Origin of the sequence: Flavobacterium sp. S87F.05.LMB.W.Kidney.N, from assembly GCF_004366435.1 — a bacterium.
Taxonomy (GTDB): Bacteria; Bacteroidota; Bacteroidia; order Flavobacteriales; family Flavobacteriaceae; genus Flavobacterium.
Genome location: NZ_SODX01000002.1, coordinates 646895 through 667627 on the forward strand (window position 1 = coordinate 646895; position 20733 = coordinate 667627).

Annotated in this window: 14 protein-coding genes; 4 read left to right on the plus strand and 10 right to left on the minus strand. The window is 32.5% G+C overall.

Annotated elements, in window-relative coordinates; all coding sequences use genetic code 11:
* Positions 1-2: 2 nt before the first annotated feature.
* Positions 3-1361: a sensor histidine kinase gene (locus tag EDB96_RS08650; protein ID WP_134140170.1), complete on the minus strand. Its 1359-nt coding sequence runs from the start codon at positions 1359-1361 to the stop codon at positions 3-5.
* 200 nt (positions 1362-1561) lie between these two features.
* Here EDB96_RS08650 and EDB96_RS08655 point away from each other — a divergent pair, with 200 nt between their 5' ends.
* Entirely contained in the window at positions 1562-3676 is a 2115-nt protein-coding gene (locus EDB96_RS08655) for an outer membrane beta-barrel family protein (protein WP_134140171.1), read from the plus strand.
* A 114-nt stretch (positions 3677-3790) separates the two neighbouring features.
* Here the strand turns inward: EDB96_RS08655 and EDB96_RS08660 are convergent, their stop codons facing one another.
* Positions 3791-4396: an RsmD family RNA methyltransferase gene (locus EDB96_RS08660; protein ID WP_057116432.1), complete on the minus strand. Its 606-nt coding sequence runs from the start codon at positions 4394-4396 to the stop codon at positions 3791-3793.
* Complete coding sequence (locus tag EDB96_RS08665) at positions 4393-5214, minus strand: DUF3822 family protein (RefSeq protein ID WP_134140173.1); 822 nt, start codon at positions 5212-5214, stop codon at positions 4393-4395. The genes EDB96_RS08660 and EDB96_RS08665 overlap by 4 nt, the downstream gene beginning before the upstream one ends.
* Before the next feature lie 306 nt (positions 5215-5520).
* Between EDB96_RS08665 and EDB96_RS08670 the strand changes: the two genes are divergently transcribed.
* The 3 genes from EDB96_RS08670 to kdsB all read left to right on the plus strand — a co-directional run bounded on the left by EDB96_RS08670 (position 5521) and on the right by kdsB (position 8688).
* A complete protein-coding gene (locus EDB96_RS08670; protein WP_134140174.1) occupies positions 5521-6930 on the plus strand; it encodes an ATP-dependent RecD-like DNA helicase in 1410 nt (469 codons plus the stop codon).
* 85 nt (positions 6931-7015) lie between these two features.
* On the plus strand, positions 7016-7846 hold the full coding sequence (ygiD, locus tag EDB96_RS08675; protein WP_134140175.1) for a 4,5-DOPA dioxygenase extradiol: 831 nt from the start codon (positions 7016-7018) through the stop codon (positions 7844-7846).
* A gap of 107 nt (positions 7847-7953) precedes the next feature.
* Positions 7954-8688, plus strand: coding sequence for a 3-deoxy-manno-octulosonate cytidylyltransferase (gene kdsB, locus EDB96_RS08680; RefSeq protein ID WP_134140177.1), 735 nt, complete (start codon positions 7954-7956; stop codon positions 8686-8688).
* 196 nt (positions 8689-8884) lie between these two features.
* On the opposite strand, the gene EDB96_RS08685 is transcribed toward kdsB, so the two are convergent.
* The 7 genes from EDB96_RS08685 to EDB96_RS08710 form a co-directional block, all read right to left on the minus strand.
* Positions 8885-11296, minus strand: coding sequence for a thiamine pyrophosphate-dependent enzyme (locus tag EDB96_RS08685; RefSeq protein ID WP_134140179.1), 2412 nt, complete (start codon positions 11294-11296; stop codon positions 8885-8887).
* Positions 11297-11484: 188 nt separating this feature from the next.
* Positions 11485-14235 (minus strand): aminopeptidase, encoded by a 2751-nt coding sequence (locus tag EDB96_RS08690; RefSeq protein ID WP_134140180.1) that lies wholly within the window; start codon positions 14233-14235, stop codon positions 11485-11487.
* A 301-nt stretch (positions 14236-14536) separates the two neighbouring features.
* Positions 14537-15265 (minus strand): TIGR00730 family Rossman fold protein, encoded by a 729-nt coding sequence (locus EDB96_RS08695; protein WP_057116425.1) that lies wholly within the window; start codon positions 15263-15265, stop codon positions 14537-14539.
* A 60-nt stretch (positions 15266-15325) separates the two neighbouring features.
* Positions 15326-15451 carry a hypothetical protein gene (locus EDB96_RS21250; RefSeq protein ID WP_262487368.1) on the minus strand — a complete coding sequence of 42 codons (126 nt, stop codon included), beginning with the start codon at positions 15449-15451 and terminating at the stop codon, positions 15326-15328.
* Positions 15452-15650: 199 nt separating this feature from the next.
* Positions 15651-16745 (minus strand): hypothetical protein, encoded by a 1095-nt coding sequence (locus tag EDB96_RS08700; RefSeq protein WP_057116424.1) that lies wholly within the window; start codon positions 16743-16745, stop codon positions 15651-15653.
* A 12-nt stretch (positions 16746-16757) separates the two neighbouring features.
* The gene (gene uvrA / locus EDB96_RS08705) at positions 16758-19589 is read right to left on the minus strand and encodes an excinuclease ABC subunit UvrA (RefSeq protein ID WP_134140181.1); all 2832 of its coding nucleotides are present in this window, start codon (positions 19587-19589) and stop codon (positions 16758-16760) included.
* A 143-nt stretch (positions 19590-19732) separates the two neighbouring features.
* A complete protein-coding gene (locus EDB96_RS08710) occupies positions 19733-20701 on the minus strand; it encodes a tetratricopeptide repeat protein (protein ID WP_057116422.1) in 969 nt (322 codons plus the stop codon).
* Positions 20702-20733 lie beyond the last annotated feature (32 nt).

Here is a 20733-nt window from a genome sequence, read left to right on the forward strand (position 1 = left end):
AATTAAACTTTTAATAAAATAGTAAACTGTGTTCCTTTTCCTAACTCACTCACAACGTTGACAGAGCCTTGATGCGCTTTTATAATTTGAGAAACATAATACAAACCTAATCCTAAACCTTTTGTATTATGAAGATTTCCTTGTTCTACGCGATAGAATTTGTCAAAAAGAAACGATTGTTTGTTTTTAGCAATCCCAATTCCATCATCTTCAATGCTTATCGCAAACTGATTTTCAACTATTCTAGTTTTGATAGTAATCGTACTGGAACCATATTTTACGGCATTTTCCAACACATTCAAAAAAGCAGTTGTCAAGTGAAATTTATCTAAAACTAAAATCGTTTTCTGGGTTTGAAAATCGGTTTTTAGAGTGATTTTTGGAAACGTAATTTTAAAATCATTTACAATAGAAAGCAGAAAATCTTCTGTTTCGATTCTTTCTTTTTGTAATTCCAATTCATTTTCTGCCAAAGAATTTGCCATAACCTGATCAATCAAATTTTGAAGGCGATTGTTCTGACGCGAAATTGTATTGACAATTGCATTGAAATTTTCATCGTTGTCACGAATGTTCTTCTGCTCCAAAATTTTTGTTGAAATTCCTAAAGTTGCCAAAGGCGTTTTGAGTTCGTGTGTGATATTATTGATGAAATCGGTTTTAACATCACTTACTTTTTTCTGTTTAATTAGTGCTTTTAGCGCAATTACAAAAAGTGTGATCAGCGTGAGAATCGATAATAATGACAAAATTAAAATGAATGTCATTCGTCTTAAAATAATCATTTCCCAATCGATAACCGAGACGTACATCGAATCTTCTGTCAGTAATTTATATTCTTGATTATCAAAGTTTCCGTTTGTGGTTCCAACATAACTTCTCACCAAAAAAGCATTGTTTAACGAAGTCAGATTACCGTATAATTTATTTTGGATAAAAGGTTTTGCAGAGAAAATGGTATCAGCTTTTGCAGCGTTTTTGTAGAGTATAAATTTATTGAGAACAATCGCAAAATCAATTTTGAAATTGGGCAAATCCCTTTCGAATTTTCGTTTAATTTTCTGTGTTAATGCATTTTCGAATTCATTTTCTAGAATTCCATTTTTAATATCCAGTTTGGATTTTTTTCCTTTAAGATAATTCTCAGACAGACTTTTATAAAGTGCTTCTTTTCTAGCAACCAACGCCGAATCGATATCACTGTAATTATTACTAATCTGTGCAATTTCATTTTTAATCTGCGTATGAAACTGCGCCACTTTATATTCGTAAGCGGTTTTTACCAAATAGCATTGTACCGTCATTAAAACAATTAATGCGACGACAGAAAAGGCGATTAATAAATTGATTCTTTGCTTCATTTATAACACGGCGATTAAGCTGCTTTTTTTGTGAAATTCGCATGCTGATCTTTAAAAATTGCGTTCGATTTCTCGATTCAAAAATAATGCTTTTAAAAGACAATCTGGAGATTAACCCCGCATTAACCTTCAATTAACTTTCGGAATTGGTTTTTCAAAGCACTTTTGCATTGTCATTAACCAAAACTTTTATTTCAAAAATGAATATTTACCTGCCGCTAAAACTTTTGATAGCTTTTATGCTTTTTTGTCTTTCATTTATGGCAAACGCTCAAAACGAAACTCCTAAAGATTCCATCTCGCAAAAACTAAATGAAGTTGTTATTACTCAAAACAAAAAGACTTTTACCAATTCAAACGGCAATATAAAAGTGGATGTTGCCAACTCAATTTACAACGCAATTCCCAATCCTGTTGATTTGCTTTCCAGACTTCCATTGGTGCAGGTAAGCCCAAATCGTGAAAGCGTTTCAATTGTAGGCAAAGGAAATCCGCTTATTTATATCGACAATCAAAGAGTGGGAATGAATGAGTTAAATACTTTAGCTGTCGCTGATATCAAAACGATTGAAATCATTCAAAATCCGTCTTCAAAATATGAAGCTGAAGGACGTGCGGTCATTTTGATTACCAGAAAGTTGAGTAAAAAAGATAGTTTTAGAACTGAAATTAGCGAAACAGCTTCCTTTAAGAAAAATTACAATAATTACTTAGGTTTCAATTCGAGTTTCAAAAAAAATAAACTGGAATGGAAAGCTAATTTTAATTACAACAAACTCGAACGGTGGGAAAATCATAGTATTGCGTATCGAATTCCTCAAGCGGGAATAATTTCAGATTATGATGTTTCGGCAGTTACCAAAAGAAATCAATATATTTTTGGCGGAGGTTTATTTTATAAAATAAATGAAGAAGATTACTTCTCGGTGAACATAAATGGTAAAAGTCAAGGCGATAATTTTGATATTAATACCTTTACTTTTAATAAAAATCAGAACGAAGAAAACAACGTTTATACTTTTAGCGATAATTCTAGCTCAAAGAATTTTATCAATTCATTTGTCAATTATTCAAAAAAAATAAAAGCAATCGATACTAAGCTTTTTGCAGGTTTTCAGTATTCCAATTTCAATCAGCATTTGTGGAGCTTGGTGCAGAATAATTACAATGAAACCGAATTGGAACTATCTCAAGGCCGTGATCAAAAATTTAATGTTGATGCTTTTTCGGGAAGAATTGATTTAGAAAAAAAGTTTAAAAACGAAATGAATTGGGAATACGGCGGACTTTATTCTGCCGCAAAATCAAAATCTAATTATGATGTTTTTGATTATGATAAAAATGAAAACACCACTTTTGATTATAATTTTAAAGAAGCCAATTTAGCAGCATATTCCCAGCTTTCTGGAAAAATTAAAAAAGCAGCATTCTCGGTTGGACTTAGAATTGAAAACACCAATGTCAAAGGAAAATACAGTACAGACAATTCTTTTTTAATTGATAAAAATTATACCAATCTTTTTCCAAAAGCACAGTTTTCTTATGCGATAGACAGTACTAAAAGTTTAAGTGTCGATTATTCTAAAAGCATTTCGAGACCCAATTATTCTTCGTTAAGTATGATTGCAACTTACATAAATCCGTATTTTATTTATGGCAGCAATATCAATTTAGGGCCTACTTTTATGGATGTTGTTTCGACGGTTTTTCAGTATCATGATAAGTCTTTAAAAGTAACTTTATATCAAAATAAAAATCCTGTTTATCAAGATTTTGTTTTTGACAATCAGAATAATGTGCTGACTTTTACGGAGAAAAATTTTCAAAAAGAGTCAGGGTTTAATATCGAATTAACAGTGCCTTTTACCTATAGATTTTGGACCAATACAAACTCTTTAGTTTTTACTAAAAACAAAATTGAAGATGAAAATGCATTATTCAATTCGTCTAAACCTTATCTATATTATTACTCTAACAATACTTTTAAGCTTCCAAAAGATTTTACATTTGTTCTGTCTTTTTGGGGAGCAACCAAACAAAAAGAAGGTGTTTTTGAACGAAATGCAAAGCTGATTTTTGATATGTCGCTGGCAAAATCCTTCGGTAAAAACTGGAATTGTACTTTAAGCTATAATGATATTTTTAAAAACACGATTTATACAGAGCGATTCACAATCAATGACATAGTATCTAGAGCGAGATATTTGGTTGATGCGAATGAAGTTTCAATTACACTTCGTTATTCTTTTGGAAAAATAAAAGAAAGTGAATTTAAAGAAAAAAGCGTTAATGAAAATGAGAGCAGGATTCGATAGCTCGATTGCGTGTAATTATTTGCGGAGATTTCTCTTTCGTCAAAACAGTCATTTCGTTTAGATATAAACGTAAAAAGAGTCTAATTTTAGACTCTTTTTATATCTTTTAAAAAACTATCCTTCGTCTTCTTCAGTATCTTTTTTAGAACTGTCATGTGGCAGTTCTTCATCATCATCGGTTGAATTTAGTTCGAAGAAACTAAAAAACGAACCGCCGTAACTTTTTTGAAAAGAAAAATTACTCAAATGATCCATTTTAGTATACTTTGAATGCTCGATAATCATCATGCCGTCATCTTCTAGTAAACCTTTTTCAAAAACCGTTAAAACAACTTTTTCGAACGTAGCCTGGTCCAATCCGTATGGCGGATCTGCAAAAATAATATCGTATGTAGTTTTGCAGTTTTCCAGAAATTTAAAAACATCGCTTTTAGTTGCAGCAATATCAAAGTCATATTCTGATGAAATTTGCTTGATGAATTTAACGCATCCGAAATCGCCGTCAACAGACGTAATTGGCGCGCTTCCACGTGAAGCGAATTCATAACTAATATTGCCAGTTCCCGAAAATAAATCCAGAACCTTTAAGCTGTCAAAACTAAAATGATTATTCAAAACATTAAACAATGCTTCTTTACTCATATCAGTCGTTGGTCTTACAGGTAGATTTTTTGGCGGAAAAATTCTGCGTCCTTTATATTTTCCTGAAATGATTCTCATGATTGAAATAAGATATAATGTTTTTGATTTTGAGCAGTTGTAAAATTGTTCTTTTCCTGCAGTTTTGTTACGTCTAGAAAAGAAATATGACGGATATATTTGTATGCAATTGCATAGAAAGGATCATTTTCTGTAATGGTTCCCAGCAATTCTAATTGAAAACTTTCTGGATTCAGACTCAATTGTTCTGCGGTAAACAAAATGTAATAAATAAAATCTTCCGGAGTATTGTATTCAAAAGAATTAAACAATAAAAGCTTCTGATTTTGAACAACAATGATTTCGAAATTTCCCGGATTGAAATTCACAATCATTTTCTTATCATCATTATTACGAGAATTATCCAAAATCTTTTCGACCAAAATACTGTTCGCATGTTTGTAGTCAAAAGACCCAACGTTATCAATCAGGAAATTATTGATATTCACATACGGAATATAAACGGCATTCATTTCATAATTAGAAATTTGATCGAAAGTAAAAAAGTCAGTTTCAAATACTTTTGTAGTGTATTGAAGATAACTTCCTAAATAATTTTCATCAAACAAAGCAGTCGGAACAAAAGTTGAAAGATTGTTGGTATGAATAACCATTACTTCATCGTACGTGTTTTTTAATTCAGGATTATTCTTAAATGCATCAGCAAATAAGTCCTCAATTTTTGTTGATTTATTCGAATTGTCAAATTGAATTTCTTTAAAAGATGTGATGACATTATTTAAAGTATCAAAACAGCAATATGAAAATCCAGTCAGAGAAACCTGAATAGAAAGTTTTTTGTAATTTTTTGAAGTAATGTTAGTGTTTTGTAATGACATAGTTGATTTACAATTCGTTACCTGTTTTAAATCAAGAAAGAATTTAAGCGACCACAAACTTACAAATTAAAAAGGAACAATTATAACTGCAATTTCAAAAAACAAATGGAATTAAACTTTAATCTAAGGTTAAGAAAAAGTTTATTTATTTGAAATTAAATAAGTTAGGGTGTTTGCTTTTGATTATTTGTGGATTCTGTATTTTAAATTTAAAAGTTCGGAATTTGGAATTTGATTTTGGAATTTAAAATTTGAATTTTGCCATTGCCGTTTAAAAAACCGATCTTTGTCTTTCAATAATATTATATGAATTCTGCACTGTTTTACGGTATTTTACAAAAACGATTTCCTTTTGCTCCAACTCACAAACAGGATATTTTTTTTCAGAAGATTGCAATTTTTTTAACGGAACCTCAAAACGACACCATTTTCGTTTTGAAAGGATATGCTGGAACGGGAAAAACAACCGTAATCTCTACTATCGTCAATAATTTAGGAGATATCAATAAAAAGTTTGTTTTGCTGGCACCAACTGGACGCGCCGCAAAAGTAATCGCAAATTATTCAAATACGCCAGCGTTTACGATTCATAAAAAAATATATTTTCCTAAAAAATCATCGGGTGGAGGAGTGGCTTTTACCAAACAGGTTAACAAGCACAAAAACACCATTTTTATCGTCGATGAAGCTTCTATGATTTCAGACAGCACCTTAGACAGCGGTTCACTTCTGGACGATTTAATTAATTATGTCTATTCTGGAAACAATTGTAAAATGATTTTGTTGGGAGACACGGCACAGCTTCCGCCGGTAAACTTAGATATTAGTCCAGCACTTGATATTCAGACATTAGGAATTCATTACGATAAAGAAATTGAACATATCGAACTAGACGAAGTAATGCGTCAGGAAGAAAGTTCTGGAATTTTATATAACGCCACAGAATTACGTGAATTGCTGAAGGAGAGTTTTATAACCGAGTTCCGATTTAATGTAAAAAAGTTTAAAGATATTATTCGTTTAACGGATGGCTATGATATTCAGGATGCTATAAATATGGCGTACAGTAATTACAGCATTGAAGATACTGCTTTTATTGTTCGTTCGAATAAAAGGGCAAATCAATACAACGAACAAATTAGAACCCGAATTTTATTCAAAGAAAGTGAACTTTCGGTGGGTGATTTTTTGATGGTTGTAAAGAATAATTATTTCTGGCTCAAAGAAACCGATGAAGCCGGATTTATTGCCAACGGAGATATTATCGAAGTTTTAGAGTTATTCGGAATCAAAGAATTGTACGGATTTACTTTTGCTAAAGTAAAAATAAGAATGGTCGATTATCCCGATCAAAAACCTTTTGAAACGGTTTTGATTTTAGATACTTTAAAAAGTGAATCTCCATCTTTAACTTACGAAGAATCAAATCGTTTGTACGAAGAAGTTATGAAAGATTACGAGGATGAATCTACAAAATACAAGCGTTTTCAAAAAGTAAAAGAAAACGAATATTTTAACGGATTACAGGTGAAATTCTCGTACGCCATTACTTGTCATAAATCGCAAGGAGGGCAGTGGAACACGGTTTTTATTGAACAGCCTTTTTTGCCAAACGGAATCGATCGCGATTACATACGATGGCTATACACAGCAATGACACGTGCTAAAAATAAGTTATATTTGATAGGATTTAAAGACGAGAATTTTGAAGAGTAAAAACACGAATTTCACGAATTAGCACGAATTAAATAAAAAACAATTTGTGTAAATCTGTGAAATTGGTGTTTGAAATTATATAGCAATGACAACATTAAACGATTTACATTCGATTTCATCAACGTTTTCGAATACTGATAAAATGCCAGTTTTGTTTTTAGGACACGGAAGTCCGATGAATGCAATTGAGGAAAATCAGTTTGTGGCGGGTTTTCGTGATTTGGCTAAGACATTGCCGCAACCTAATGCTATTTTATGTGTTTCGGCGCATTGGTTTACAAAAGGAACGAAAGTTACGGCAATGGAAATGCCCAGAACCATTCATGATTTTGGAGGTTTTCCGCAGGCACTTTTTGATGTGCAGTATCCCGCAAAAGGGAGTCCCGAACTAGCAGTTGAAACACAGAAAATCCTAGATCCTGTAATGGTCGAATTAGATGAACATTGGGGATTAGATCACGGTGCTTGGAGTGTAATTAAACATTTGTATCCGAATGCAGATGTTCCTGTAATTCAATTAAGTATCGATTATACCAAATCGGGTCAGTATCATTTTGAATTGGCTCAGAAATTACAGGCATTGCGATACAAAGGCGTTTTAATCATCGGAAGCGGTAATATTGTCCACAATCTTAGAATGGTCGATTTCAGAAATTTTGATAAAGACAATTACGGTTACGATTGGGCAATTGAAGCTCGTGAAACTGTGAATAATTATTTGCTTGATGGAAATTTCCAACCTTTAATTAATTTTGAAAAATTGAATAAAGCCATTCAATTGGCAGTTCCAACACCCGAACATTATCTTCCGTTATTGTATACGTTAGGATTAAAAGATAAAGGTGATGATTTAAGTCTGTTTAATGATAAATTACTGGCAGGTTCATTAAGTATGACTTCAGTAAAATTGATGTAAAAAAACTTTGAGAATCTCTGTGAAAACTCTGTGTATCTCTGTGGTAAAGTTATAACGCAAAGTGTCACAAAGATTCGCAGAGAAAAAATAAATTTAAAAATAGAAGAATGAAAATAATAGCGGTAATTCCAGCCCGATATGCTTCAACTCGTTTTCCTGCAAAATTGATGCAGGATTTAGGAGGGAAAACTGTGATTTTAAGAACTTACGAAGCGGCAGTTTCAACAAATTTGTTTGACGATGTTTTTGTAGTAACCGATTCTGATTTGATTTTTGAGGAAATCGTTTCAAATGGCGGAAAAGCGATTATGAGCATCAAAGAACACGAATCTGGAAGCGACCGAATTGCAGAAGCTATTGCAGATCTTGACGTTGATATTGTGGTGAATGTTCAAGGCGACGAACCTTTTACAGAAGCAGAACCTTTGGCACAAGTTTTATCTGTTTTTGAAAATGATACAGATAAAAAGATTGATTTAGCTTCGCTAATGCGAGAAATTACTAATGAAGATGAAATCAATAATCCGAACCATGTAAAAGTTGTCGTAGACCAATCGCAGTTTGCCTTGTATTTTTCTCGTTCAGTGATTCCATATCCGAGAGAGAAAAATGTTGGAGTGCGATATTTTCAGCATATCGGAATCTATGCTTTTAGAAAGCAGGCCTTATTAGATTTTTATAGCCTTCCTATGAAATCTTTAGAAGCTTCTGAGAAACTAGAGCAGTTACGATATTTAGAGTTCGGAAAACGCATTAAAATGGTCGAAACAACTCATGTTGGTATTGGGATTGATACTGCAGAGGATTTGGAAAGAGCTCGAGCAATGCTGCGTGATATTTAGACACGGATAAAACGGATTCGCTTTCGCGAAGACGCTGATTTAAACGGATTTTTATTTCATTGCAAACAATCTCATTTGCTAAGTTCAAATTATAGAGAGATTGCTTCGTTCCTCGCAATGACTCTAACTTTGTGTATATAAAAACAAAAAGCTCCAAATATTTGGAGCTTTTTTAATATCTAAAACATTCTAAATCTTAGTATAAACTAGGAAACTTAGAAGGATTAACTTCGTGCATCATATCATATACTTTCTCAAAAATATCTTCAGCAGAAGGTTTAGAAAAATAATCGCCATCAGTTCCGTAAGCTGGTCTGTGTGCTTTTGCAGCTAGAGTCTGTGGTTTGCTGTCTAAATATTTATAAGCATCCTGCTCTTCTAGAATTTGCTGTAAAATGTAAGCTGAAGCGCCACCAGGAACATCTTCGTCGATTACTAAAAGACGATTTGTTTTGGCAATACTTTTTACAATATCTTTATTGATATCAAACGGAAGTAGAGATTGAATATCAATTACTTCACAGTCAATTCCTAAATCTAATAATTCGTTAGCTGCTTGCTGCACCAGTCTTAAAGTTGATCCGTAAGAAACTAAAGTAATATCAGCACCTTCTTTTAAGGTTTCTACAACACCAATCGGCGTTTTAAATTCACCAAAATTCAGAGGTGTTTTTTCTTTTAAGCGGTAACCGTTTAAACATTCAATTACCAAAGCAGGTTCGTCGCACTCTAAAAGTGTATTGTAAAACCCTGCGGCCTGCGTCATGTCTCTTGGAACCAAAACGTGAATACCACGAATTGCATTGATAATCATTCCAATTGGAGAACCAGAATGCCAGATCCCTTCCAAACGGTGTCCGCGGGTTCTAATGATTAATGGTGCTTTTTGTTTTCCAACAGTTCTATATTGTAAAGTAGCTAAATCGTCACTCATGATCTGAATAGCGTACAATAAATAATCTAAATACTGAATTTCAGCAATTGGACGTAAACCTCTCAAAGCCATTCCAATTCCCTGTCCGATAATAGTTGCTTCACGAATTCCGACATCGGCAACACGAAGTTCTCCGTATTTTTCCTGCATGCCTTCTAAACCTTGATTTACGTCACCAATGTTTCCAACATCTTCACCAAAAATTAAAGTTTCTGGATATTTAGAAAATAAAGCATCAAAGTTATCACGAAGAATCATTCTTCCGTCCAAATCTGGTTTAGCATTTTCGGCATATTTAGGAAGCACTTTTTCTACAGAAAATACATTTTGAGAAGATTCAGAATGCAGATTGCTGCTGAATTTTTCCTGAGTTTCTGCAATGAAATTTGTAATCCAGTTTGATAAAAGCAATTTGCTGTTTGGAACTTCAATAAAACGAAGAATTTTTCTAGCGTAAACCAATAATTCCTTTTTTAAAGGAGCTTTGATAGCGCCTAATTCAGAAATCAATTTTTTGATTCTGTCTTTATGATTAATGCTTGCTTCAGCAATTTGTTCTAGTAAGCTCAGAAGATTTTTTTGATCTTCTATAATTGGGTTAATGAAAGAATTCCAAGCCTCTTTTTTAGCTTCAAGAACCTCTTTCTTTATTTCAAAATCAAGTTCTGCCAATTCTTCTGGAGAAGCAATATTAATTGCAATCATCCATAAACGCATTTGACGAATACAGTCAAAATCTTTTTCCCAAGCCAGTCTTTCTGCATTTTTGTAACGTTCGTGAGAACCAGAAGTAGAGTGGCCTTGTGGCTGCGTTAATTCGTTTACGTGAATCAAAACCGGAATATGTTCTTCGCGTGCAATTGCTCCAGCTCTTTCATAAGTTGAAACCAATTCGGCATAATCCCAGCCTTTTACTCTAAAGATTTCATAACCTTTAGCGTCTTCATCGCGTTGATATCCTTTTAATATTTCAGAAATATTTTCTTTAGTAGTTTGATGTCTGGCGTGAACAGAAATTCCGTATTCATCATCCCAAACACTCATTACCATCGGAACTTGTAAAACCCCTGCAGCGTTTATAGTTTCGAAAAATAAACCTTCAGAAGTACTTGCATTACCGATAGTTCCCCAGGCAACTTCATTTCCATTTACTGAAAATTTGTCTTTGATGGTAATTCCGTCAACATTTCTATAAATTTTAGAAGCCTGCGCCAATCCTAATAATCTTGGCATTTGTCCTGCAGTTGGAGATATATCTGAGCTTGAATTTTTTTGTTTCGTTAAGTCTTTCCAAGAACCATCTTCGTTTAAACTGTGCGTTACAAAGTGCCCGCCCATTTGTCTTCCGGCAGACATTGGATCATAAGCTAAATCGGTATGACCATATAAACCAGCAAAAAACTGTTTAGCATCCAGTTCGCCAATAGCCATCATAAAAGTTTGATCGCGATAGTATCCAGAACGGAAATCACCATTTTTAAAAGCTTTTGCCATTGCCAGCTGTGGAACTTCTTTTCCATCACCGAAAATTCCAAATTTGGCTTTTCCTGTTAGTACTTCTTTTCGACCTAAAAGACTACATTCACGGCTTGTTACAGCAATTCTATAGTCATTCAATACCTCAGTTTTGAAATCTTCAAATGTCAGTGTAGTATTGTTTTTTTCTTTTATCATAATCTTGAAGGGTCATGTTTATGTCGCGAAATTACTTAAAAACAATCAATAATCATAATTCTTTAAACTAAATATAATTTAATTATTTGTATTTAAAATCAAAAAACTACGTACTTTTTTTATGCTATTTCTATTTAAAATTTATTATTATTGATAATTTCGCAAGTTTTTGTTTAAAATTTATTCGATTAAAACCATTTTCGGGTAAAAAGTGTGACTAAAGTTTTTGGCGAAAAAGTGATAATAAATCGTATTTTTTCATTGTATTTTGTTTGTGCTATTTCCCATCCGTTATTAGAATAAACAGGAAAATAGAGTTCAAAGTAGTCTGGAACAAGATTTAAACGCACACCAGTATCATAAGCAAAGAACTCTTTTTGGTGTTTATTTTTAAGGAAACCAATATCGCCATAAAGTTCAATCCAATTCCAAACGGCATAACTAGTATTCAAAGTGGTCATCCATTGATTGGCAAACGCAGGTTCTAATTGTGATTTAAAACCTCCCTCTGCAATTACATACTGCTGACTAAAAAAACCGCTGGTTTCAGATCTTCCAAAAAGATTGTAATCAAACAAATAATCGGTTGGCCGGTCTAGACCAAAACTAAAATAATCTGAATTTGTTTTGTTGTACAAGAAACTTCCAGCGTACAATCTTAAGTTTAGTTTACGATTGTTCTCAAATAATCTTCGGTATTCAACTTCTCCTGATACTTTTCCAAATCCACCCGAAAATTGCAAATCGGTCATAAAACTAAAATGGTCAATCAGTTCAGTTTTGGTGTTTGAATAACGTGCATTAAAAACAGAATAATTAGGCTCAGAGTTATCCGTAATAAATTCGCTCGCTTCTCGCTTTACAATAATCTGGCGAAATAAAAATTGTTGTTTTCTATTGTCTCTAAAATCTTTTTCGCGAATGCGGAACAGCACCATCGGATTCAATCTCAAATAAGTAGCGTCTGGTGCGTAATGAAAATAATTTTGACTAATGGAATAACGAACATTGTATAAAGTGGAGTTTCTGTAATATTGATTCCAAGAAAAAGCAGACGAACCAGATATCGTTCCCGCTTTAAGGGAATAAGCTGGATTAATATCAAAATTAAAAGGTTTGTCTAAAATCGTCTTATTGCTAAAGCGAATTCCAGGCGTAAAACCATCATAATAATTATAAGTCAGCGTCGGAAGATATAAGATCTGATTGTAAAAAGGATCTTCTAAATCTTTGGCGAAGTTAAATTTAATTGGGCGATTGGTTACTGCAATATGTTTTAGCGATTTCCAATTATTTCTTTGGTTGTATTCTGGAACTTCATTATCGTAGTTTAAAACAATTTTATCAGCATTCTTTCTGTCGAATTCATAAACAGAATCCTTTGTTTTAGGTTCGATCCATTCTTTAAAAACAACTTCCTTTTTTTTAATTCCGTAAACGGGAATCGGAGCGTAAAATCCAGTTTTGTTTTTAATTGAAAATTTAACGCTGTCTGCAGTTCTAGAAACATTAGAGAATTTATAGTCGATAATGTCTCGAGAATCAATAATAGTATTAAAGAACCAATCTAGATTTTTGGGACTTTTTTTGGTTAATATTTTTTCAAAATCGTAGCGGTTTGTTTGTTGTTGTTTGTTGAGATTGTAAAATTCCTTTACACTTTCTGGAACAATATCATGATTCAGATAATCATCTAAATAACTCAAACTTAATCCAGCTCGATATTTACTGGCAATCTGTTCGTTGAATTTGATTAAAGTATTCTTGGGATCTCCCAGAGGCTGATCTAAATTTTTACGAGCCATTAACATGTAATAATAGCTGTATTGCTCATTAAAAGTTAAGTTGGTAATGTTGTAACTTTTAAAAAGCTTCATGTTTGAAAGTCTTCCCAGCATTTTTTGATCCAGGTGATTCTCTTCCATATATTTCATCATGGCATAAATCTGAATTCCATCATAAACCCAGTTGTCTTTTCGCGGATCCAAACGAAGACTGTTTTGGAGATAAGTATTTAAAAATGTCTTTAAAAACTGAATTTCAAATATAAAATCATCTGAAAACGGACTAATAAAAGAAGGAAGCTGATTTAATCCATAAAACGGATTTCGATCATAATCTATTTGAGAAACTGTTATTTTTTCATGCGGATATTTACCAATAAAGTTTTCTGCAAAAGAAGAAACTCGATCAATAATTATAGCTTTTTGAATTTCATCGATCTTCTTGCTTTTCAAATTAGTTGCAATTTCTATTGATTCATTCGCATAAGTTCGAAATCCGTTTTGCTTTTCTATAAAAAGACTAAAGTCGGTTCTGTCTTTACCAGAGAAGGAATAAATACTGTAATCGCTATTGCTTACATCTTTAGAAACCGAATTAAGGTCTGTTGTAATAGAATATTGATTCGGGATTTTAATAGCAATTTCGTAACTAGTTACTGCGTTGGCAATATCATCAAGATTGAAATTGTTGTACTTTATAAAATTATGATCTTCAAAACGCGCAGGACTTATAAACCAATTTTTCAAAGCCATTCCGCCATTTTGGTCAAAACCAAAACGAGTAAATTTGTCGTTTGGAATTTTTGAAATGTAAGTAAGATGTAAATCTATTTTTTCTCCAGGCGCCAATTTCCTGTTTAATTTTACCGTAATATAATCTGGATTTTTACCGTCTCTTTCCCATTCAAGAGCTATAAAATTGGGATCCAAAAGGTTTAGAATTGTAGTTTTTCCCCTGTCAGCAGCTTTGGCCAAATGAAAACCTCTATAAAATTCATCAGAAAATCGTTTTGCCAGAGGTGTGTTTTTATCAGCAAAAGCATTATTCCAGTCGTTTAAAACAATCGAGACTAAAGAATCATTCGAAGTATTGTAATACGTAATATCTTGTTTTACATTCAGTGTTTTCAATTCAAGATTTACCGCCACCTCCATCTTAGACAGATGTTGTGCATGAAGTTTTATCGAACTGAATAAAACTAAAATAGAGCAGATAATTTTAAAAAAGAATTTCAAGAATGGCGCAAAATTTATGAGTTATATACTTAAGTTACGTATATAAAGTTACTTCGGATTTTTGTAAAAATAGCATAAAAAAAGCTGTTTAAAAAAACAGCTTTCAATTTTTACGTATTTGAAGTAAAATTTAACCATATAAGTTATATAAGTTCATATAAAAGTATTGTTTTAAACGTTGCGCTTAAACGCTTATATCACTTATCTGTATAGCTTAAATTTAGAAATTCGGACTTAAATCGTATTTCTTGTAGAATTTATCTAATACGTCAACAACTTCATCTTCAGTATCTACAATCTTAAATAAGTTTAAATCTTCTGGGCTTACTGTATGCATTTTTTCAACCAATACCGTTTTTACCCATTCGATTAAGCCAGACCAAAATTCAACTCCAACCAAAATGATTGGGAATTTTCCAATTTTCTTAGTCTGAATCAATGTGATCGCTTCAAACATTTCGTCCAAAGTTCCAAAACCACCTGGCATAACCACAAAACCTTGCGAATATTTAACGAACATTACTTTTCTCACAAAGAAATAATCGAAATTCAAGTTTTTATCATGATCGATATACGGATTAAAATGTTGCTCAAAAGGAAGTTCGATATTCAATCCAACCGAAGTTCCACCGCCCAAATGTGCGCCTTTATTTCCAGCTTCCATAATTCCGGGACCACCTCCTGTAATCACACCGTAACCTGCTTTACTAATTTTGTAGGCAATTTTTTCAGCTAGTAAATAATATTTATCATCTGGTTTGGTTCTCGCAGATCCAAAAATCGAAACACAAGGACCAATACGTCCCATTGCTTCGTAACCATTTACAAACTCAGACATAATTTTAAAAATCGCCCAGCTGTCATTGGTTCTAATTTCATTCCACGTTTTTTGTTTCAAACGGTCCTGAATTACTTTATCTTCATCATTATCAAAATCTTCTAATCTCATTTTAGGTATTTTAATTTATTATTTTATTATGTTTTTCCTCATTGTCATCATGAACTCAGACTATGAATAAGGAGCTGATTCCTGCTGTCCGCTATATTCCAGATAAACAAAAACTATGGCTAAAAAGCCTTGTTTTTCTAAATCGGGAGATGCCGCTCCCATCAGGGCTAGGGCAGTTGGTTCCAAAATAAACAATTGGTTTAATTTAAAGATCTCTCTTTAAAACTTTGAAGTTTTCAGAAAAAGCGGATACTAAATTAACGCTTTTTTCTAGAATTGTTATAAAATGAGGGATTAATTAAATTGTAAAAGTAACAGAATTCGACTTTTTTTGTGTATGCGTGTTGAATACCAGTGGCTTGTGAAGTAAGTAAAATATTTTTTTTTAATAATAATTTATCTTTCTAGTTCTTTTAGAATGGATAGATCCATTTCTAATAATTGTGATTGTAATCCAATTATCATTCATGTCATATTGATAATCGTATTCCAAACCATTAGAATCTTTATCGTAGTTACTATCAGATTTTATTATCTCAGAAATAACATTATTATTTTCGTCATATTTATAATTAAAAATTACCCCTTCATTAGATAATTCAACAATGTTGTTTTTTGCATCAAATTCAAAGCCATAAGTACCAGTGACTTTAAATTTAGTCGAATTAACTGAATTAATTCTGTTGAATTCGTCATATTTTATAGTGATTGAATTTTCTATTTTATTTGAAAAAAAATGATCAATTTTTGAAAATTCACCCTTTTTATCTAAATAGTAAATCTTTTTTTGAGGATTTGAATTGAATATTGTTGAATCTTTTTTTAATTCTTGAATGCTATGATTCTTATCTCCAAAATTATATGTTTTTTCAGTAATGGTATTATCCGCATATTCAAAAAGAGATAAAGACCCAAAAATGAATGGTACATTTTCTCTGATCTCATATTGATATTTTTTTACTAATTTATTTTTGTCTATGTATTGATAATCTTCAATATGTCTTTCGATAATATTTTGTTTTTGATCATAATTGGTAAGTGATTTTTTTATGATATTATTGTTGTAATCGTAGAAAATACTATCTGTAGAAGATAATTTATCCGCAATATTGGTTCCAATAGCGTAGGATTGTCTTGTAATAATTTTGTTGGAGTAATTGAAAGTTATTTTTTTATGGTAATAAAAATTCTCAATCTTTTGTATTTTACCATCACGTGTAAACTCTATGAAATACATTTTAGCTTTATTATTATTGTAATAATAACTAACATCTTTAATAGGTTTGTTTTTATTGAAAAAAAAGTCTTCTAAATTAATTTCAAAATAATAATCATAATAAGCCTGATAATTCGGTGTTGGGTTAATGCTAAATTTATTTTTAATGCTTCGATAAGTATTTTTCGGATAATTAAAAGTTTCTATTTGCTGACTAAATATAGCATGATTTACAAATAACAAAATGTAAAAGATTTTCTTCATATACTTAAAATATTACTCCAATTCTTTTTTCAAAAACTTAGCCGTATAACTTTTTTTATTCTTTGCTACTTCTTCAGGAGTTCCTTTAGCAACCAATTGTCCGCCGCCTTTTCCTCCTTCTGGGCCAATATCGATAATATAATCCGCAAGTTTTATAACGTCCATATTGTGTTCGATAACCAGAATTGTATTTCCTTTATCAACTAGTTTGTTAATTACTTCCATTAAAACGCGAATGTCTTCAAAGTGTAATCCGGTTGTAGGTTCGTCTAGGATATAAAATGTATTTCCAGTATCTTTTTTAGATAGTTCTCCAGCCAGTTTAATACGCTGTGCTTCTCCTCCAGAAAGAGTTGTACTTTGCTGACCAAGAGTAATATAACCTAAACCAACATCTTGGATAGTTTTAATTTTACGGTGTATCTTCGGAATATTTTCAAAAAATGGAACTGCTTCATCAACCGTCATGTCCAAAACATCAGAAATTGATTTTCCTTTGTATCTAATTTCTAAAGTTTCTCTGTTAAAACGTTTTCCCTGACAAGTTTCGCATTCTACGTAAACATCTGGCAGAAAGTTCATTTCGATTGTTCTTACTCCAGAACCTTCGCAGGTTTCGCAGCGTCCGCCTTTTACGTTAAAGCTGAAACGCCCCGCTTTATAACCACGAATCATGCTTTCAGAAGTCATGGTAAACAGATTTCTAATTTCTGTAAAAACTTCGGTATAAGTCGCTGGATTTGAACGCGGTGTTCTTCCAATCGGACTTTGATCTATATCAATTACTTTGTCAATATGTTCTAAACCTTCAATCTTTTTATAAGGCTGTGGTTTTTTTACGCCATTAAAATAATACGCATTTAAAATCGGGTAGAGCGTCTCGTTAATTAAAGTCGATTTACCACTTCCAGAAACTCCAGTTACGCAGGTTAATTGTCCCAAAGGTATTTCAATAGAAACATTTTTCAGGTTATTTCCTGTTGCGCCGGTTAGTTTTAAGAATTTCCCATTTCCTTTTCTACGCTTTTTCGGAATCTCTAATTTCATTTTACCATTCAAATATTGAGCAGTAATGGTATTTGATTTTAAAGTTTCTGCCGGAGTTCCAATACTGATGATTTCTCCGCCGTATTTCCCTGCTTTTGGACCAATATCAATAACGTAATCAGCTGTTTCGATCATGTCTTTATCGTGTTCTACCACAATAACCGAGTTTCCGATATCACGTAACTGCTCCAAAGATTTAATCAGTTTTTCGTTGTCTCTTTGATGTAAACCAATACTTGGTTCATCCAGAATATAGAGAACTCCAACCAATTGCGAACCAATTTGTGTTGCCAAACGAATACGCTGTGCTTCACCACCAGAAAGCGATTTTGAGCTTCGGCTTAAAGCCAGATAATTCAAACCAACATTCATCAAAAAGTTCAAACGATCTTTTATCTCTTTTACCACTTCAGAAGCAATCAAAAGCTGTTTGTCTGATAAATGATTATTCAAATCCTGAAACCAGGCAGTCAAATCAGATATATCCATATCACACAATTCGGTGATATTTTTTTCATTCACTCTAAAAAACTGTGCTTCTTTTTTCAAACGAGAACCATCACAAACGGGACAGTTAATTTCGTCCATAAAATCTTTTGCCCAGCGTTTTATGCTTGTTGTGGCACTTTCATCGTATTGATTTTTGATGAAATTAGAAATTCCTTCAAAATCAATTTTATATTCTCTCGTTACGCCAAGATCTTTTGAGTTTACGGCAAATTTATCTTTTCCGCCATACAAAATCATAGTCATGGCTTCTTCTGGAATTTTCTCGATTGGATCCGTAATTTTAAATCCGAATTTTTCTCCAATGGTTTCTAACTGCTTGAAAATCCAAGAAGATTTATATTCGCCAAGCGGAGCAAAACCACCGCTTTTTATCGATAATTTGGGATTCGGAATAATCTTTTTTACATTGATTTCATGAACAGTGCCTAATCCATTACAATGCGGACAAGCTCCTTTTGGAGAGTTGAAAGAGAATAGATTCGGCTCTGGATTTTGATAAGATATTCCAGTCGTTGGACACATTAAATTTCTACTGAAATAGCGCACTTCATTACTGTCCTGATCTAAAATCATTAAAACATTTTCACCATGATGCATTGCTGTATTAATACTTTCAGCCAACCTTTTCTGATTGTCAGGTGTGTCTTCAATCTGCATTCTATCTACAACAATTTCAATGTCATGGGTTTTGTAACGATCCAGTTTCATTCCAGAAACTAAATCCTGAACTTCGCCGTTTACGCGGACTTTTAAAAATCCTTGTTTGGTAATCTGCTGGAATAATTCGGCATAATGTCCTTTTCTGGCTTTAATTACGGGAGCGAGAATATTAATTCTTTTTCCTTTGTAATCCTGAGTAATCAAATCTTTAATTTGTTCATCAGAATACGAAACCATTTTTTCGCCAGTGTTGTAACTGTAAGCGTCTGCACCACGTGCGTATAGAAGTCGCAGAAAATCGTAAATTTCAGTGATAGTTCCAACAGTCGAGCGTGGGCTTTTGCTGGTAGTTTTTTGTTCAATAGCAATTACAGGCGAAAGTCCGTCGATTTTATCTACATCAGGACGTTCCAACCCGCCGAGGAATTGTCTGGCATATGCCGAAAAAGTTTCAACATAACGACGCTGACCTTCAGCATAGATAGTGTCAAACGCCAAAGACGATTTTCCAGAACCAGATAAACCAGTAATTACAACTAGTTTTTCTCTCGGAATAGAGATATCGATATTTTTTAGATTATGAACTCTTGCACCAAGAACTTCAATAGTATTGTCTTTTTCTAACATAAATTTGAGCAAAACGCAAAGTTACCACTTTGATTTGTTCTTTTTGCACTAGACTATAGAAGTTTATGTTAAAAATTGTAACAAAATGCGCTGATGAAAATCAGCGCATTTTTTACTTTTTTCTATTAAAAAAATAATCTAAATTATTTTGTACTAATATTATTTGATGCTAAAATTTTATTAAAAGCATCTTCTTTCCCATCTTTTTTCATTTGAGCATAAATCATTTGAATTATTTTTTCAGCATCAGTACGATAGGGCGATTTTTGGTCTATATAAATATTATATGCTTTACACATGTTATCTAAACCTTTTTCTGAATCGTTTAAATGCAAGGCATACATTTGTCCAATTCCATAAAAAACTTCTGGATTGTTAGGTTCTATTTGTGCTAGTTTTTCGTATGTCTTTACGGCCTTTTTATAATCTTTTTTATAAGAGTAAACAACAGCAATATTTTGAAGCGGCATTAAACCGTTCGGATCTATTTTTAGTGATTTTTCGTAAGCATCAATCGCTTGGTCGTACTGCTCTAACCTGCGATAGCAAATTCCCATATTATCATATGCAAAAGCAAAATTAGGATCAATTTTTACAGCTTTTTTATAATATTCAATTGCTCCTTTGTAGTTTTCTTTTTTTGTTTCTTCAATTGCGAGCTGATAATTGTCTAAAGCTTCTTTGTTTTTAGAAACAGAGTTCGTATTCTCTTTGTCATTAGCTGCTATTTTATCTTTTAGAGGAACACAATTTGCCATTAAATAACGTTCGATTTTATAATAAATATCCTTGAACTCTGCGGAGTTTTGATCAAAATTCATTTCCATATTTATCTCCTTGTTGCCGCTTGAATCTGTTGCTGCCTTTGATAAATCAAGATTTGCAAATTTTTCTCCCAATTGGTATGCGCCAACTCTTACGCTTATACAAGAATGTATATCTGCAGTTACAGAATCTCTTGCTCTATCTATTGTTGAAATAGAATCAATACATTTACAAGCTTCATCAGCTATTTCAGCCAGCAATTTTTTTGTGTCAATTTTTGATGTTTCCTGCGATTGAGCATTTTCCAATCCAGCAAGTAAAAGAAGAATAATAAAAATGTTTTTCATTCTTAATGGTTTTTGGTTAGTTTTTTTAATAT